This is a genomic window from uncultured Clostridium sp. (assembly GCF_934754915.1).
Lineage (GTDB): Bacteria > Bacillota > Clostridia > Clostridiales > Clostridiaceae > Clostridium.
The window spans coordinates 1-18,617 of record NZ_CAKVKB010000008.1 but is presented as its reverse complement, the minus strand read 5'-3'; the positions used below and the strand labels follow the sequence as shown (position 1 = coordinate 18,617).

At 27.7% G+C, this 18,617-nt stretch carries 16 protein-coding genes and 2 tRNA genes; 5 read left to right on the top strand and 13 right to left on the bottom strand.

Annotated elements, in window-relative coordinates:
• Nucleotides 1–352: 352 nt before the first annotated feature.
• The 7 genes from dltB to Q0F58_RS02770 form a co-directional block, all read right to left on the bottom strand.
• A complete protein-coding gene (gene dltB / locus Q0F58_RS02800; protein ID WP_294372291.1) occupies nucleotides 353–1,570 on the bottom strand; it encodes a D-alanyl-lipoteichoic acid biosynthesis protein DltB in 1,218 nt (405 codons plus the stop codon).
• A gap of 296 nt (nucleotides 1,571–1,866) precedes the next feature.
• Nucleotides 1,867–3,048, bottom strand: coding sequence for a D-alanyl-lipoteichoic acid biosynthesis protein DltD (gene dltD, locus Q0F58_RS02795; protein ID WP_294372287.1), 1,182 nt, complete (start codon nucleotides 3,046–3,048; stop codon nucleotides 1,867–1,869).
• A gap of 193 nt (nucleotides 3,049–3,241) precedes the next feature.
• On the bottom strand, nucleotides 3,242–4,558 hold the full coding sequence (locus tag Q0F58_RS02790; RefSeq protein ID WP_294372285.1) for a nucleotide sugar dehydrogenase: 1,317 nt from the start codon (nucleotides 4,556–4,558) through the stop codon (nucleotides 3,242–3,244).
• 166 nt (nucleotides 4,559–4,724) lie between these two features.
• Nucleotides 4,725–5,303: an acyltransferase gene (locus Q0F58_RS02785; RefSeq protein ID WP_294372283.1), complete on the bottom strand. Its 579-nt coding sequence runs from the start codon at nucleotides 5,301–5,303 to the stop codon at nucleotides 4,725–4,727.
• A 12-nt stretch (nucleotides 5,304–5,315) separates the two neighbouring features.
• Complete coding sequence (locus tag Q0F58_RS02780) at nucleotides 5,316–6,497, bottom strand: DegT/DnrJ/EryC1/StrS aminotransferase family protein (RefSeq protein WP_294372281.1); 1,182 nt, start codon at nucleotides 6,495–6,497, stop codon at nucleotides 5,316–5,318.
• A gap of 140 nt (nucleotides 6,498–6,637) precedes the next feature.
• Nucleotides 6,638–8,929: an ATP-dependent DNA helicase gene (locus tag Q0F58_RS02775; RefSeq protein ID WP_294372278.1), complete on the bottom strand. Its 2,292-nt coding sequence runs from the start codon at nucleotides 8,927–8,929 to the stop codon at nucleotides 6,638–6,640.
• Nucleotides 8,930–9,159: 230 nt separating this feature from the next.
• Entirely contained in the window at nucleotides 9,160–9,750 is a 591-nt protein-coding gene (locus Q0F58_RS02770; RefSeq protein ID WP_294372276.1) for a DUF1836 domain-containing protein, read from the bottom strand.
• Between the two features lie 600 nt (nucleotides 9,751–10,350).
• Here Q0F58_RS02770 and Q0F58_RS02765 point away from each other — a divergent pair.
• The gene (locus Q0F58_RS02765) at nucleotides 10,351–10,593 is read left to right on the top strand and encodes an AbrB/MazE/SpoVT family DNA-binding domain-containing protein (protein ID WP_002582537.1); all 243 of its coding nucleotides are present in this window, start codon (nucleotides 10,351–10,353) and stop codon (nucleotides 10,591–10,593) included.
• A gap of 458 nt (nucleotides 10,594–11,051) precedes the next feature.
• Here the strand turns inward: Q0F58_RS02765 and rsmI are convergent, their stop codons facing one another.
• From rsmI to Q0F58_RS02750, 3 genes are all read right to left on the bottom strand, one after another.
• Nucleotides 11,052–11,897, bottom strand: a complete 846-nt coding sequence (rsmI, locus tag Q0F58_RS02760; RefSeq protein ID WP_294372273.1) for a 16S rRNA (cytidine(1402)-2'-O)-methyltransferase — start codon at nucleotides 11,895–11,897, stop codon at nucleotides 11,052–11,054.
• A 3-nt stretch (nucleotides 11,898–11,900) separates the two neighbouring features.
• Entirely contained in the window at nucleotides 11,901–12,653 is a 753-nt protein-coding gene (locus tag Q0F58_RS02755) for a tRNA1(Val) (adenine(37)-N6)-methyltransferase (protein ID WP_294372270.1), read from the bottom strand.
• 393 nt (nucleotides 12,654–13,046) lie between these two features.
• Nucleotides 13,047–14,324 carry an NlpC/P60 family protein gene (locus Q0F58_RS02750; protein ID WP_294372267.1) on the bottom strand — a complete coding sequence of 426 codons (1,278 nt, stop codon included), beginning with the start codon at nucleotides 14,322–14,324 and terminating at the stop codon, nucleotides 13,047–13,049.
• Nucleotides 14,325–14,716: 392 nt separating this feature from the next.
• Between Q0F58_RS02750 and Q0F58_RS02745 the strand changes: the two genes are divergently transcribed.
• Nucleotides 14,717–14,792 (top strand) — tRNA-Pro (locus tag Q0F58_RS02745).
• A gap of 93 nt (nucleotides 14,793–14,885) precedes the next feature.
• Entirely contained in the window at nucleotides 14,886–15,530 is a 645-nt protein-coding gene (locus Q0F58_RS02740; protein ID WP_294372265.1) for an HAD family phosphatase, read from the top strand.
• A 59-nt stretch (nucleotides 15,531–15,589) separates the two neighbouring features.
• On the opposite strand, the gene Q0F58_RS02735 is transcribed toward Q0F58_RS02740, so the two are convergent.
• Nucleotides 15,590–16,333 carry a peptidylprolyl isomerase gene (locus Q0F58_RS02735; protein ID WP_294372263.1) on the bottom strand — a complete coding sequence of 248 codons (744 nt, stop codon included), beginning with the start codon at nucleotides 16,331–16,333 and terminating at the stop codon, nucleotides 15,590–15,592.
• A 279-nt stretch (nucleotides 16,334–16,612) separates the two neighbouring features.
• On the opposite strand from Q0F58_RS02735, the gene Q0F58_RS02730 reads away from it, so the two are divergent.
• Nucleotides 16,613–17,290, top strand: a complete 678-nt coding sequence (locus tag Q0F58_RS02730) for a uracil-DNA glycosylase (protein ID WP_294372259.1) — start codon at nucleotides 16,613–16,615, stop codon at nucleotides 17,288–17,290.
• 61 nt (nucleotides 17,291–17,351) lie between these two features.
• On the opposite strand, the gene Q0F58_RS02725 is transcribed toward Q0F58_RS02730, so the two are convergent.
• Complete coding sequence (locus tag Q0F58_RS02725; RefSeq protein ID WP_294372254.1) at nucleotides 17,352–17,552, bottom strand: hypothetical protein; 201 nt, start codon at nucleotides 17,550–17,552, stop codon at nucleotides 17,352–17,354.
• A gap of 325 nt (nucleotides 17,553–17,877) precedes the next feature.
• On the opposite strand from Q0F58_RS02725, the gene Q0F58_RS02720 reads away from it, so the two are divergent.
• Entirely contained in the window at nucleotides 17,878–18,288 is a 411-nt protein-coding gene (locus Q0F58_RS02720) for a DUF3785 family protein (protein ID WP_294372253.1), read from the top strand.
• A 252-nt stretch (nucleotides 18,289–18,540) separates the two neighbouring features.
• Here Q0F58_RS02720 and Q0F58_RS02715 read toward each other — a convergent pair.
• Nucleotides 18,541–18,616 (bottom strand) — tRNA-Phe (locus Q0F58_RS02715).
• Between the last annotated feature and the right edge of the window lies 1 nt (nucleotide 18,617).

Below are 18,617 nucleotides of genomic sequence, written 5' to 3'. Positions count from 1 at the left end.
TGAAATCTTTTAAGGATTTCTTTAATTAATAATTGTAACATACATATCTATATAATTTCTGATTTATATCCAAATACAATGTAATTTAAATATAAATACACATATAACATTTTTATATTTAAATCTCAGAATACATCATATACTATATGCTACTCTTATTTCAAGCATAATATTCCAAAGTCACTTATCTGAAGCAGCCAATTGTCTTTAATAGAAATATATATATATGTTCTAATCATAACACTACATAATAATTTAAAAATCTTTCAATTATTTTATCATTATCAATTGCAATATATAATAAAAACTATCATAAAAATAAAGCTTAACTTTAAATTTATGATAGTTCATTTTAATTTTCAAATAAATATCCAGAAAAAATCAGCAAACCTGCACAAGCTATATTAAAAGTTATTATTATCTGAACACATTGAAACCACTTTTCTTTTTTATGTTTTTTATAAAATTTTGACTTTCTTTCATAAATATCTGTCAAAACCAATACTATTCCTTGATATAATCCATAAATTATATAATATGATGTTATTCCATGCCAGAATCCCATTACAAGCATAGTTACCATTTGTGCTACATGAGATGCATGTATTCTATTTTTGAATATTTTTTTTCTTATAAAATTTAAAACTAATCTAGAATAAATATAATCTCCAAACCATTTCGATAAAGAAATATGCCATCTATTCCAGAATTCTTTCATGCTTTTGCTTAAAAATGGCATATTAAAATTTTCAGGTGTCTTTATTCCTAATAAATAACTTGTCCCAACAGCAAAAGCACTATATCCTGCAAAATCAAAAAATAAATACATACTATATGCATACATATAATTTATGGAATGATATAAAGTTATATCTTTAGGTATTTTGTCCATCCACAAGTTGCTTACTAATGCTGCTATACAGAACTTATATAAAATACCTTTTAAAATATGTTCAATTCCTCCATAAAAATATACTTGAACATATTCTTCTTTATCAATTTTATTTTTTGAATCCTTAGTAAATCTTCTAAATCTATCTATAGGACCACAGCTTAATGTTGGTGCAAAAATAATAAAATATATTAAATCACCCAAATTAAGTTTATCAATACTGCCATCATATATTTCAATAACTATTTGAATAATTTTAAAATTAAGATATGATAATCCTATAAAACCAACAGCACCAATTTTAGTCAATGGTGTTATTTTTAAAATTATTACAGGCATCATACATAATATGAGAGCCAGAAAATATATATATTTATTTTCTGTATGTTTCCTTATTATAAAATATATCTTTGCAATAAAAATTTCTCCTATTAAGAAGATACCAAATAGTAATAATCCAGCTTGCGAGGATTTTATCGCTCCTAAAAAATCTCCCTTAGAAATACATTCAAATGCATCATTTACATTCCATCCCATAATTAATAGAACCATAACTATAGAAAAGAATATTCCATAATTTTTTATTGATTTCCCTCTAAAGCCTAAAATAACAGCTGGTATTAACATCAACATTAATATATACAGATAAAAATAGCTTCCATACTCTTCTAACGCCATATTACTCGCTCCAAAATTCATTATTTATATGTGTCAATCCATCATTATATATGTTGCAAGATTAAAATTATATCTAAAACTTATCTAACAAAAAATATCAAAGAAATCTTGGAAAGATTTCATCCTTCATTAGCAATTGTTCATTGTATATTGTCAATTGCAACATATACATATATTGAATTAATTAAAACTGGCTATAAACAAAAGGTATATCTGAAGCTGAATAAAAAAAGTATACAAACAATGCTAATGAAATTGTCACTGATAATAAAACAGTCCTTTTAAAATCTCTATTTTTAATTAAAGTGATTATAAATTCCTTCACTTACTTTCAGCCACCCTTCTTTTCCAAGATGCATAGTATCAACTAAAAATCCCTGTTCATAATCATGTTCTCTTAAATCAAGAACATCAAGACCATGCTCTCTACACAGCTTGTCAATCTCGTTATAATAACTATTTCTTTCATTCTTATTTAATCCAAGATAATCATAGTACCATCCGTTAACTGGAGGCATTATTATATATGGTTTTATATTTAAATCATCACATACACTTAAAAAGAATTTAAAGTCCTCCATTTCCACTGATGACAGCAAATCAGAATCTTTCAAATACCCATTAAGATAATCTAAGTGATCTTTTATGTTTTTATTGTAATATTCATCTTTTAAATGAAATTCATTAGTAGACTCAAGTTCTTCCTCTTCTTTATTTAACTTACTTTCTTCTTCATTCCAATCAACTTCTTGTAATTCTGTATCTTGTTTCTTTTCTGGCAATTTCTTCATTTCTTCATAAATAAGTGCCTTATCCTTAATTTTTGAAAGCCAGTTACTTATCTTATAGTATGGACTCATAACAAACATAAGTAACTTTTTCATACAATTTGAATCAGAATATAGATATGCATAAAGGGCTTCTGGCTGATATTTATCGGTCTGTTCTAAAAGCGAATAAACTCTCTTTGCATAATACTGTTTATTTTTTTCACTAATATTAGGATTGTTTAGAAAATTATAAAACTGCATTTCTGAAAAATTTGCTGCAAATTTATCAGCTTTTACACCATCCGAATTATCAAACCATTGAAGTGAAATTATATATGCTATTTTTTGATCATCTTTCAAATTTCCTCCGCCTATATAAGCTGTCTGTTGTAAATTTTGAACATACCCCCTTCCAAAGCAACTCACATTATATTCAGCCCCTTTTACAGGAAATAAATTTATGCTATTCTGTTCAACATTGATTGACATTTCTGATGATCCAAACAAAAACAAATTATTTTCATCATCAAGAATATCTTTTGCAATTATGCTGCTGTCCTTAATGTAATCACCATATTCCTTTCCATATTGTGAAAGATCCTTGGTTGTTTTTAAATAACTTATCTGCGCATTTAAAAATTGGTCAATAGCAATTACTACTCCAACAACTATAGATATTACAATAAGAAAACTCGTTTTTCTCTTCATATTAAACTCTTCTCCCCGTAAATATTTATGGCTATTGTAAATAATTTAATTTCCTTTTCAAGAAATATTATGCTACTGTCATATGTCAGAAATATGACAGCAGAAAAAAATATTCTTTAAAATGTACAATGTACAAAAACAGCAGAAAAATTGTCTATATTACAATCTTTCTGCTATCATAGTTGTTATTATATTATAGCTTATAGATCTTATCTCTGTTATTAACTACATTTTTAGTAGCATTTCTTGTATCATAAACAACCTTAGCTCTTCTAACTATTTCTTCATAGTCATAACAGCTATGATTAGTAGTGATAACTACAATATCAGAATCATCTATAACTTCTGTCCAATCTACTGAATGATAAGTCTTATCTTTATACTTAGAAACTGGACAATATGGATCATTAATCTTAAGATCAGCACCATTCTTTTCTAATAATTCAATTACTTTAAAAGCTGGTGATTCTCTATAATCATCTATATCATTTTTATAAGCAACACCCATTAATAGAACCTTTGCCCCATTTAATGCTTTCTTGTGCTTATTTAATATTTTCATAACATTATCTAATACAAATTCAGGCATTGAATCATTAATTTCTCCTGAAGTTTCTATCAATCTTGTGTGATAGTCATATTCTTTAGCTTTCCATTCTAAGTAGAAAGGATCTAATGGAATACAATGACCTCCTAAACCTGGACCTGGATAAAATGGCATAAATCCATATGGCTTAGTCTTAGCTGCATCTATAACTTCCCATACATCTATTCCCATTCTATTACAAAGTATAGCCATCTCATTAGCTAAACCTATGTTTATATTTCTGAATGTATTTTCTAATATTTTTTCCATTTCAGCTACAGCTGGTGATGATACAGTGTGTATATCCCCTTCTAATATGTTTCTATATAATGCTGCTGCAACTTCTGTACATTCAGGTGTACATCCACCTACAACTTTTGGTGTGTTTTTAGTGTTATATTGCTTGTTACCTGGATCTACTCTTTCTGGTGAGAAAGCTAAGAAGAAATCCTCTCCACATTTTAATCCGCTTTCTTCTAATATTGGCTTAAGAACTTCTTCTGTAGTTCCTGGATAAGTTGTACTTTCAAGTATTACAAGCATACCTTTATGTAGATATTGTGCTACACTCTTTGTAGATGAAACTACATATGATAAATCTGGCTGCTTATATAAATCTAATGGTGTAGGAACACATATACATATTGTATCTACATCTTTTACAAAACTGAAATCTGTAGTTGCTTTTAATGAACCATCTTTAACTAATTTCTTTAAAGTTTCATCAACTACGTCTCCTATGTAGTTTTTTCCTTCATTAACCATATTTACTTTCTTATCTTGAACATCAAATCCTATAGTTTGATATCCAGCATGAGCTTTTTCTACTGCTAATGGTAATCCTACATATCCAAGTCCAACTACCCCAACTTTAGCAGTCTTATTATTTATTTTGTCTAATAATTGTTGCTTTAACACTGACATGTTATACCTCCTGCAATCATGTAATTGAAATAATTATAATTTATATTATGAATTCAATATATATGTTCTAATAATAAAACCATACAACAATCAATGAAATTTCATAAAGATTTCATCATTCATTGTAAATTATTAATTGTACCTTGTTAATTAAATATATCTTTAATTACTCTTCACATTTAACATTATCATTATCTTTAGTATATTTTAAGCTACAAGCTGGACATACGGCTTTATTATTTTTATCAAAGTTAAGTTTTTCTCCACACTTACATACATAGCCTTTTACTCTTCCTGGATTCCCCATAACCAAAGCATAATCAGGTATGTTTTTAGTAACAACTGCACCAGCTCCAATTAATGCATATTTACCTATATTATGACCACATACAATTGTTACATTTGCTCCAATAGAAGCTCCCTTACCAATTATAGTATCTCTATATTCAGTTTTTCTTTCAATAAAACTTCTAGGATTTATTACATTAGTAAATACACAAGATGGTCCTAAAAATACATCATCTTCACATATAACGCCTGTATAAACAGAAACATTGTTTTGAATTTTCACACCATTTCCAAGTTTTACGCCAGGAGATATAACTACATTCTGTCCTATATTGCATCTTTCACCCATTTCTGAATTACTCATTATATGAGAAAAGTGCCATATCTTTGTTCCATCTCCAATTTTGACATTATCATCTACATAACTTGACTCATGTACAAAATAGTTTTTTCCCATAATTAACTCTCCTTATGCCTTTATTGAATCAATTATATAATTTATTTGTTCTTCTGTTAATTCTGGATATACTGGTATTGCAAAAGTTCTATGTGATAAATATTCTGCAACAGGCATATCTCCTTCTTTGTATCCTAAGTCAGCATATACCTTTTGTAAATGTAAAGGAATTGGATAATAAACTCCAGTTGCAACTCCCTTTTCTTTTAATTTATTCAACATAGCTTCTCTGTCATCACATTGCAATACATATTGATGATAAATAGGTTCATTTTCCTCTCTTACTGATGGAGCAACTACATTTGATTCTTTAAATGCTTCATTGTATATTTTAGCCACTCTTCTTCTTCCATTATTCCAGGAATCCAAATGTGGAAGTTTAACTCTTAATATAGCACCTTGTATAGCATCTAATCTTGAATTAAATCCAATCAAATAATTATAATACTTCAATGGATTATAAACTGTGTCATCTCCATCTTTTGATGTTTCCACTTCTTCTGTAATATTATTTAAAAGATTATATGCTTTCTGTCCTGTCTCTCCACTTCCATGAGTTCTTAAAGCTCTTGCAATAGTAGCTATATCATCATCATCTGTTACTATCATGCCTCCATCTCCGGCACATGAAAGATTTTTTGTTGGAAAGAATGAAAAACATGCAGCATCTCCTAATGTTCCTATCATCTTTCCTTTGTATTTAGCTCCTACAGCCTGACATGCATCTTCTATAACTTTCAAATTATGTTTTTTAGCAATTTCATTTATTGGATCCATATCTGCACTTTGTCCAAAAATATGTACAGGTATGATAGCTTTTGTTTTGTCTGTAATCTTTTCTTCTAATTTAGATGGGTCCATATTAAATGTATCTTTTTCAACATCCACAAAAACTGGTGTAGCTCCTACTGCTGAAATACATTCTGCTGAAGCAAAATAAGTAAATGTAGCAGTTATTACTTCATCACCAGGTCCTATTCCTAAAGATTTAAGAGCTATAACCAAAGCATCAGTTCCATTTCCAACTGATATTGCATGTTTAACTCCTATATATTCTGCAAATTCTTTTTCAAATTCTGTAATATTTTTACCCATTATGTAACCTGCAGAAGATAAAACTTCCTTAGTTACTCTATCTATATCTTCAGAAATAGATTTATATTGAGCTTTTAAATCAATTAATGGAATATTCATTTTCCTCGCTCCTTATGTTAACTTTTTATATGTCTTCACGATAAACTCCAGATGTCTTTAAATTCTTCATTATTAAGGCATCCTAAACTAACATGAATATTTTAACATACTTAATTAGATAAATAAACTTTTTGTAAAAATTAATATTTTTTAATAGGATACCATTCCAAAGGCAAAAGAGAACTATACTTGGAAGAAATATATCTATCATCAATCAGAAGAACCCTTCCTTTATCTGTTTCTGTTCTTATTACCCTTCCTGCTGCCTGTTGAACTTTATTTATACCAGGATAAACATATGCATAATCATATCCATTTTCATCAAAAAATTCTCTGCTTATTTCATTTTCCATTGCTATTTTAGGATATCCCACACCTATTATAATACTTCCTATAAGCTGCTCCCCAGGAAGATCAATCCCTTCTGAAAACATACCTCCCAATACACAAAAACCAAGAAGATTACTATTTTCTTTAAATTTCTGAAGGAATTCACTTTTATTATCTTCATTCATGTTTATTTCTTGTTTAATTAATTCAAATTTTTCTAATCCTGATATCTTTTCAATTTCACTCCAAAGCATATCCATATATGCATAAGATGGAGAAAAAATTATATAATTTCCCATATTTTCATTTACAAAACTGATTATCTTATTTATTACACTTGAAACAGTCTTAGTTCTATATTTATACCTTATATTTATAGGACTTAAAAAAACTTGAAGATTTTCTTTTTTAAAAGGTGATGGAAGTTTTAATCTATAACTTTCTTCAGTACCACCAAGCATATCTATATAATATTTTATTGGAGATAATGTTGCTGAAAATAAAATCGTTGAATAATTCTTTTCTAAATATTTTTTCAAATTTTCAGCTGGATTTATGCAGTATAAGGTCAATTTTACTTCCTGTGAATCTTTTTCCACACAGGTTACATAATTTGAATCATATAACTGAAGAATTGTATTAAAAGAATTTATATCAAAATATAATTGAAGAATTTCATCATACCCTTCAAATCTACTTCCCTTAACTAATATCGCTTCACTTTCCTTTAGATATAAGTTTAAATACTTAGAAAGTTCTTTGGGTGAGTCTTTTTCATAAAACCAAGTCAATTCTCTATGAACACACTCATTTCTTAGTTCTATAAAATAGCTGTTTATCTTTCCCAATATAGAATGAAGTTTTCTAAGTTTACCCTTTGTTATCTTTTTACAGCTTAAAATCTGATTTTTACTTAAAACCGATGAATACATCATCTTTGCTCTATCAACCAGATTATGCGTCTCATCTATAAGAACAATATTATCACTATTTTCTGTCATTCTGGTCAATGATACTCTTGGATCAAACATATAATTGTAATCACATATTACACAATCACAATACATACTTATATCTAAAGATAATTCAAAGGGACACATCTCATATTCATAAGCATATTTGTGAATCACTTCCATAGAAATGCCTTCTTGTTCATTTAATATTTTTGAGATAACATCATTTACTTTGTCATAATATCCCTTTGCATATATGCATCTTTCAGGATTGCAATCAAACTCATCATTGATACATGATTTTTCTTTAGCTGTCAATGCTATACTTTTAAATTTCAATCCTTTATTTCTCAATTTGTCAAAAGTTTCTTTTGCAACTTCTCTGTTTATTGTCTTTGATGTAAGATATATTATTCTTCCACCCATGCCTTCTCCCAAAGCCTTAACTGCTGGAAAAATAGTTGATATGGTTTTTCCGATTCCTGTAGGTGCCTGTGCAAATAATATTCCCTTTTCTTTAATTGTAGAATATACAACATTTATAAGTCTTTTCTGTCCATTTCTATATGCTTCAAATGGAAACATAGTTTTCTTTATTGATTTATTTCTTATTTTCTGTAAATTCCATATAAAAAGTTTAAACTTTTCATATTTTATTAATACTTCTGATGTAAATTTTCTCAGTTCTTCTGTAGTATAAACACGTTCAAAACTTTTTACTTCATCTGTTTCAAGCTGAACATAAGATAACCTTATAGAAATTTTATTCAAATCATTATCTAATGAATAAATTAGAGCATACACTTTTGCCTGTGCCCAATGTACTTCATTAGAATCATCAATCTGAGAAAAACTCCTGTATGTAGATTTTATTTCTTCTATTATTGTTTTTCCACTTTCAATTATTATTCCATCAGCTCTTCCTTCAATTTTTATAATACTGTTTTCCATTTCAAATTCATGACTCAAAAAAACTTCCTTTTCATATGAAGAATATCTGTTAGAATTATCTTTTTGAAGTTTCTGATGTGCTTTAGTTCCTTCTAAAGCCCTTGCTGAAGTTCCTGAAAAACGGTTATCTATATCTCCTTTTAAAAGAACAAATTCAACTAAATTTCTTACAGATTCCTTTATAAAAATTTTATCCATGAAAATACCTCTTTAAATAAAAAAACACTTACCTTAATGAATCCTTCTAAAATATATTATGCATTTTTCGGTTTATATACCCTGTAAGTACATAAAAACAACTACAGCATAAAATCCTTACAACATTTTTTATGAAATACTTAGTTGTATTATTAAAATATATTTTAATTCTAAATTCATTAAATTAAGTGTATAGTAATTTCTTAAAATCATCATTTATATTAAATATTTTATTCAGTATGATAGTCATTAACCAACCTTTGAACTAGCTTTTTGATAATACTTGCCTGTGATATAAGAGACAATACTAATAAAAATATTTTTATTCTTTCTTCATCTTTTTCTTGAAGATTAAACTCTTTTATCAATTGTTCCAGTTTTTCTTCACTTTCTACTGAAGTTACCAAATAATCATCTAAACTTTCTTCTTGTATTTTTACAAAGGCTTTATATGCTTCTTCCCACGATAATATATCATCACTTCTATCATTTATTTGATTAAATGCTAAACTAAAAACTTTTTTTATTTCTTCTGTTGTTAATACAGGTCTCATATAGCTAAGAAGTACCAACTGTATAAGATGCATCTTAGTATACCCTCTTTTTTTCCCATCTTCCGGTTTTGTAATAACTTCACTCTTAGTATAATTTTGAACTATATTATTAGTAAATTTTTCATTATCAAACTTATCATTTAAGTAATCTATAACCTGGGATAGAAATAGATCATATTTTGGTAGATCATCATATGAAATTGAACTATTTTTTGACATCTCTTCTACTAACTTTTTTATATATTCAGAATCAAACTTTCTTTTCATACTTGCGCCTACACTTCCTTATACTATATTTATTATTTATTATATAGTATACATGAACTTATTACAAGTTAATTTTAACATCATACTTTAAGATGCATAAACTTCAAAGTATACCAATAACATTTTAATTATATCACAATTATTTTCCTTATTATTCTATTTTTACCTTTTTATTATTACAATCTTTTTTATTTTTATTTTTATATTTTTTTCAAAAAAATATCTATTTTTTGTAATATGTCGACATTTTGTTTTGAGTTTTCTATTTTTTTCTCTTTGAAAATATATTAATTACTTTTATACTTGTATTTGTAAATTTTTTATCAATTTTTATAAAAATATCACCTAGTACTATTCATGATTTTGCTCTAAATATACTATTTAAGCCACTATACAAGTTTTTTAATATCTCAAATTTTTATAAAAAACACTATTGACTTTTCTAAAATATGGTAGTATATTTTATTTATGATGTTTATTAAAGTTGAAATTTGTAATTTCTTATATAGAAATCGAAATATTTATTGACTTTATATTACATACTTGGTAATATAGCATTGTAGAATGTCGAATTGTGTAATTAGGAGGAATTTTTTTATTATGAAATCAACAGGTGTAGTAAGAAGAGTAGACGAATTAGGAAGAATAGTAATTCCTATAGAATTAAGAAGAACTTTAGATATAGCAGAAAAAGATGCTTTAGAAATATATGTAGATGGTGAACAAATAATCTTAAAGAAATATGAACCAGCATGTATATTCTGTGGCGATGCTAGAGATGTTATTAACTACAAAGGTAAAAACATCTGTCAAAAATGTTTTGAAGAAATGAAAAACAGATAATACATAATATAATTTAATATCATGTAACAAATTAAAAGTGGGGCCGTTGCACAAAAATCAAGTTATACAATATATAGTATTAAACGACTTATTTAATATACTATATATAGCATTTGAATTTCTTAATGCGACAGTCCCACTTTTATTGTATGTAGATATTTGATAATTATAATTTTATATATCCCTAATCAATATATAGTATTTACTCTCGCCTGTGACATACTATATATTAAATTAACTTTAGTATTTATACTTATACAAAAAACCTTCATATATGTTATAAAATTAAAATTATATTCAATTTTTCTTTGATAAATATAAAATCGTGTAAGATTTCTTTCTTCATTGTCAACTGTATATTTATAATTAAAACATATATCTTAATTAAATTAAAAATATTACGTTTCAAGCTTTTAAAAAATCATATAAAAATCTGATTTGCTCAAAAATCAGTAATTTTATATATTAGTTGAAAATTTATAAACTTCATTTTTAGGAAGTTCCCTATCTTTAGCTACAAGTTTTATAGCTTCTTTTTTATTTATTCCTTCATTCATATATTTTAAAATATGTTCTTCAATGGATAAATTTACCCACTCCTGTTTTTTCTCTTCTTTTATATCTTCAAGCTTCTTGCCTTCCAAAACAAGTACAAATTCACCTCTTGGTTTGTTATCTGCAAAATGATTAACAGCTTCACTTAATTTTCCTCTAAAAATCTCTTGATATAATTTTGTAAGTTCTCTACATACAGCTATATTTCTATCACCAAATGTATCTAATAAATATGATAATGTATCCAATAATCTATGTGGAGCTTCATAAAAAATCAAAGTTTCTTGACTATTCAAAAGTTCATCTGTAATAACTTTTCTTTCTTTGTTTTCCCTTGGCAGAAATCCTCTAAATAAAAATTTAGTAGTATCAAGTCCAGAATAGACAAGGGCTGTTGTTATAGCTGTCGCTCCTGGCAATACTTCAAAATCAATATTTTCAGCTATGCACTTCTCAACTATTACACTCCCTGGATCAGATATTCCTGGTGTTCCAGCATCCGATACTATTGCAATATTTTTTCCTTCCTTAAGAAGGTCTATTATCTCATTTCCTTTTGACTGCTCATTAAATTTATGATAGCTGATTAGCTGCTTTTTTATTTCGAAGTGATTTAAAAGTTTTAGCGTCTGTCTAGTATCTTCTGCTGCAATTATATCACTGCTTTTCAAAACCTCTAATGCTCGCAGAGTTATATCTTTTAAATTTCCTATTGGTGTAGGTACCAAATACAATTTTCCATTGTCCATTTCTTATTTCCTCCCATATATTTTATCTATTTCTTCTGTATATTTCCCATTGTCATCATACACATATAGTGGCTCATCCCATTTCAAGTAAGCTCCTCCATCTCTCTGTCCTTCAACAAGCACTATATTAGGAGCCTTATTTACTTTTGGATGTATCATTTTCACCCTTTTAGGTTCAATTTTATACTTCCTCATCAATGTAAATATATCTGCAAGCCTTTCCGGCCTATGCACAATAAACATCCTTCCATTGTCCTTTAGCAATACTCTTGCTGCATAAATTACATCTTCTAAATTACACATAATTTCATGTCTTGCTATAGCTAATTTATCAAGAGGATTTAATATACCTGAATTATTAAGTTTATAAGGAGGATTTACAGTAAGAACATCAAATCTACCAAGTTTTTTTAAATCTTCAATATCCTTCAAGTCTAAATTTACAAATGACACCTTATCTTCAACGCAATTAAGTTTAGCACTTCTTTGAGCCATCTCAACCATGTCCTCTTGAATTTCAAGACCAATCACTTCCACTGGATTGTATTTTCCATATAATAAAAAAGGAATTATTCCTGTTCCAGTACATAAATCAATAACCCTATGTTTAGTTTTTACATTAGCAAAATCAGATAAAATTACTGCATCTATTCCAAATTTAAACCCTTCCTTTTTCTGTATTAAATTCAGTCCATTTAGCTGTAAGTCATCTAAATTTTCATCTTCGTTGACAAGTAATAAATTATTATTGCTCATTTCAATATCATCCTTTTTATTAATCTATGCCTTTTAATTTATAGTTTTATTCAATATAAAATTTTTAATACTAAAATAATACTAAAATTTTCTCAAAAAAGCTACTTCACAGACTGTATGTCTTCACTATTTTAAAAAATCGTCTCAAAATTTATCCCAAAATATAATTTCCTATAATTTTCTGTATAAGAACAAATTAACTGAATCCGCCCCTACTTCATGGATATCATTTTAGCAGCTTCACAATTCTTAATCCATTGTCATTGATATTAATATATTTTAGTTTAAAAAATTCTATACTTTTCTGCATAATTAAAAAGCCTCTTGCCAATATGGCACAGAGGCTGAATTTTCATATTTAACTTTTACCATTAACTATAATCTTATGTAAACTTAAAGTATTCTTCTTGCTGCATAAAATCTAGTTACTGGAGAAACTTTTACAACATCACCTGTTTGTGGCGCATGAATGTATTGGCCATTTCCAACATATATTCCAACATGTCCTGCATGTGGGAATACTAAATCTCCTGGTTGAAGTTGATCTTGGCTTACTGGAGTACCAACATTAATCTGTGAATATGTTGTTCTGCTTATATCAACTCCTGCTGCATGACTATATACATATTGAGTAAATCCTGAACAGTCAAAATTATCTGCACCAGTTGCTCCCCATACATAAGCCTTTCCTAAATGTTTATATGCTTCATTCAATATTGAAGATGCATTTCCTGAAGCTGCTGGAACATTAACTGATGAACTGTTATTTTTCTTTGAAGAAGATCCTCTATTTGGAGTACTAGCTGCAGCTGCTGCTCTTGCCGCTGCTTCTTCAGCTGATTTCTTATTACTATATGAAACCTTAGCTTTTTCTATCATATCATTTACTTCATTCTTCACAATTTCACTCTTAAGCTGATTATCTCTAATATTTCTTAATTGGTCAATTGCACTTTGAAGGTCTGAAGACGTACTATTAGAGTTGTTTATCACATCATATTGTGATTTAACAACTTCTCTTTCTAATTCTGATAAATATTCACTATCAAATTTGCTCTTTTCTTCTTTAGCCTCATTTACAAGACTTTCTTGTTCTTTCTTCTTTCCATCTAATTCACTTAAACTTGCTTGAACTTCTTTATTAAGTGCATCGATTTCGTTTTTCTTATCTTCTAATGATTTAATTTTAGTATCTAATTCCTCTTTTTTAGTTGTTACTTCTTCAATTGCTTCTTTATCTTTTCCAATTATTTGTGAAACAGCTTGAAGTCTAGTAAAGAAATCGCTTGTAGATTCTGATTCCAACAATACATTTAAGTAATTGAATTCTAAGTTACCAGATTTGTACATTCCACTAACTCTTTCACCTAAAGCTAAATCTAATTTATTAACTTCTTCTTTGCATTGTTCAATTTCCTTAGTAGTATTATCTATTACATTGTTAATATTAGTAATTTCCTTCTTATTTTTTTCTACTGTTACTTGTAATGGTTCTATTTGCTCATTTAAATTATATATCTTATCTTCAATATCTGCTATTTTTGCTTCTATTTCAGCATATTTACTTCTAGTTTCATTAAGTTTTGCATTATCTGGTGTTGCATACGCTGGTATAGTAGTACCTATAACAACAGCAGTCGCTAACATAACTGCCAGAATTCTTTTCTTCATTAATATTCGGTCCCCCCTTGAACCTTCCCTCCTTTTAATATCATAATTTCTTACACTATTATAACACTTTCCATAAATATGGACAACAAGCTCATTCTTCGAGATTTTAATTTATGTTTAGGATATCTAAAATTCTTCCCGTTTCCCCCTTTATCCTAGTTCATTCTCCCAAATAGTCATTTTAGCTTGATTTAACACATTATGTTATATATTATTTCAATTTTTTATTCGCATATATATTCCAATTAACAATGGACAATTAACCAATTAAGGATAAAATCTTTTCAAGATTTCTTTAATTATTATGTAGTTTTATTGGAATGTAAGTGTATATATATTTATTTATAAGTATTGACACACTTATAATATAAATATATAATGTTACTTGTCGTCGGGGTGTGGCGCAGATGGGAGCGCGCGTGCTTTGGGAGCATGAGGTCGCAGGTTCGATCCCTGTCACCCCGACCAATTTTTTAGGGACTATCGTATAAATTGCACTTAAATGCAATAAATAATACGGCAGCCCTTTTTTGCTATATAAAAATTAAAGTGGAGGTTATTATGTTACAAAATATAGAAGGTGCCATCTTTGATTTAGATGGAACTCTTGTGGATTCCATATGGGTATGGAGACAAATCGACAAAGATTATTTAAAATCAAAAGGACATGAGGAACCAGAAAATTTAAATTCAGAAATATGTCATATGAGTTTTACTCAAACTGCACATTATTTTAAAGAAAGATTTGATATTAAAGATTCAGTAGAATCAATTTTAAATGACTGGTACAATCTATCATATTTACATTACTCAAAAAATGTAAAATTGAAAGATGGTGCAAAAGAATTTTTAGATCAATTGAAAAAAAATAATATAAAAATAGCTTTAGCTACAAGTAATTCAACACCTCTTATAGAAGCCTGTCTTAAAAACAATAATATTTATGCTTATTTTGATTCAATAACAACCACAGATGAAGTATCTAACGGAAAAGATTGCCCCGACATTTATCTTCTTGCTGCCCAAAGAATCAATGTCAAACCTGAAAATTGTGTAGTATTTGAAGACATACTTCCAGCAATAAAAAGTGCAAAATCTGCAAATATGAAAGTTGTAGCCATGAAAGATGAACATTCTCTAAACGACGCTCCTGAAATCATCAAAATTTCAGATAAATACATAAGTTCCTACTTTGAACTCATGTAAAAATTAAAATGAGGATGTTGCACCTTTAAAGGTTGCACTATCCTCATTATTCATAGAAATTACTTTCTTTCTACGCCATATTTTCCTTCTAATTGTTTCAATAAATCTTCATATTTTTTATGTTGATTTTGCTTAATTAATTCATTTACAATGTTATTCTTAACTTCCTCAAAACTCTTAGAAGAACCTTCTTTCTTTGAATCAACTATTATTAAATGATATCCAAATTGAGTCTTAACTGGTTCACTAAGAACTCCTATTTCACTTTCAAAAGATGCTTTTTCAAATTCAGGAACCATCATTCCTCTTGAGAATTCTCCTAAATTTCCGCCTTGTTCTTTTGATGGACATTGAGAATATTTTTTTGCTGCATCTGCAAACGATAATCCATTATTTATTTCTTCTTTAACCTTATTAGCTTCTTCTTCAGTTCCAACTAATATATGTCTTGCTGAAACAGTTGGAGGAACTGCAAAAGCATCCTTATTTTCATCATAATATTTTTGAGCATCTTCATCTGTAACAGTAACATCAGATAATGCTTTATTCATAGCCATAGATGTTAAAACTTCTTTAGTTATGCTTTCAACTGTCTTCTTAAATTCTTCAGTTTTATCTAATCCCATTTCTTGACCAAATTTATTAAATAACTCAAAAGAAATTAATTGTTCTAATAATCCTTTTTTTGCTTCTTCTGAACCAAATGCTGCTCTTTGTTGTTCTGGATATCTTGAAATTAATGCATTTAAGTCGTTTTCTGTTATTTCATTTCCTGCTGCAATAGCTAAAACTTTATTTTCCATTTTCTATCTCCTTTTGTCATAAAAATTATTTATACCTATTCATTTTAACAGTATATGTCTCTGGTAACAATAAGATTTATATTATATGTGTTGTAATTGACAATATATATATAATTCAAATTAACAATGTACAATGGACAATTGACAATGAAGGACGAAATCTTTTTAAGATTTTTTTAATTATTATTTAGTTTTATTATTAAAACACACATATATAATCATTTATTCACTTAATGTATAATATTGCTATATAGTGCTATAATAAAGCGAGGTGATTTTATGTCTGAAATATTAAAGAATGATTGGAAAGACTATCTATCTTCAGAATTTGAAAAAGACTATTATAAAAAACTAAGAAAATTCTTAATAAATGAGTATCGTTCTACAGTAATTTATCCAAATATGTATGATATATTCAATGCTTTACATTTTACTTCATACAAAGATACAAAAGTTGTCATTTTAGGCCAAGATCCATATCATGGTCCAAAGCAGGCTCACGGATTGAGTTTTTCTGTTAACCCAGGAGTAAAAACTCCTCCTTCACTAGTAAACATATACAAAGAACTTCATACAGATTTAAATTGTTACATACCTAATAACGGCTATTTAAAAAAATGGGCTGACCAAGGAGTATTACTTTTAAATACAGTTCTTACAGTTCGTGCCGGAAATGCAAACTCTCATAAAAATAAGGGATGGGAGGAATTTACCACAAAAGTGATTAAAGTATTAAACGAAAAAGAAACTCCCGTTGTATTTATTTTATGGGGAAACAATGCAATTGCAAAGAAAAGCTTAATTACAAATCCCAAACATATGACAATAGAATCAGTTCATCCAAGTCCACTTTCAGCTTCAAGAGGATTTTTTGGAAGCAGACCCTTTTCCAGAACAAATGAATTTCTCATATCAACTAATCAGAAGCCTATTGACTGGCAGATTGAAAATATCTAATTCTAAAAGCTGTCTAAATAAAAAAATAATATTGAGACAGCTTTTATTTTTCCGCAAAACCTTATATTTCTAATTGTTCAATATTTACCAGTCCATAATTTTTCAGTATATTCAAAGTATCTATATCTACATCCTTATCCTTATTGATTATATCTACAAACCGTTTTTCTTTACTTTTATCTTCAAAAAACTCTTCAATTTTATCAACTACAATACACCCAATAGCCATGACTATAAAATCAATAGTTATAAATGTAAACATAATTTCCCTCATACTAAATTTATCTTCTAAATATAATATATGATTATTTTTTTCAAAAAGCACTCTTTTGTACAATTTCTTGTTTCAATAAATTCACTATTTTTATGATTTTTCATAAACTCATATCTAAGCACAGTAAAAGCAAATAATTTATATACAGAACTTTTTTTAATGTATATAATATATATTGCAATATATCAGTCTATTTTTATCATATAATCATAAAATATATGACAAATAGATTTAATTCCATATATTAATTTAAGCTATTAATTATGAAACATGAAATATCTGAACTTAAATATAAATGTAAAGGAGATTTTTTATGGAGTATAAATTTATTTCAAATGAAAAAGAATACATATTAAGTAAAAACAATTGTGAAGGTATATTCTTCGAGAATGATGAAAAAATTGATGGATTAAATTTAGATATTATTTTAAATGCATTAAACGAAAGCGAAGATGTTGTTTTTACAAATGAATATTATGGAGGAAAATGCATATGTGATGCACAAGAAAGCATAGGAAAATCCTATCGTTATCTTGAATATCATTTTTACATTTATACACTAAATAATAAATATGTTATAAACACCATTTGCAAAGATTATAAAGATACATCCTTTAACAAACTCTTCAGAGCAGGAAAAGTAGATAAAAGTTATATAGTCAATGTAACTGTATGTCCTTGTTGTGGAACATATTCAATTGAAATTGACGAATGCGAAGTTTAATTTTATTTTGTATATATATATTCCAATAATAAGACTACACAACAATTAAAAGAATCTTAAAAAGATTTCGCCATTCATTTTTAATTGCTATTTGGATGCATATTAATAAGTCAGCAATTGAAAGAAAAAGGTGCCTCACTACTTTTAGTGTGGCACCAATTTTTTATAAATAAATTAACTGCATAAAGACCTGTTTTTATTACATAAAAATATTTTATGTAATAAAAAAACACTAACATAAGTTAGTGTTCTTGGTGGCTCGAACTGGAATCGAACCAGTGACACGAGGATTTTCAGTCCTCTGCTCTACCGACTGAGCTATCGAGCCA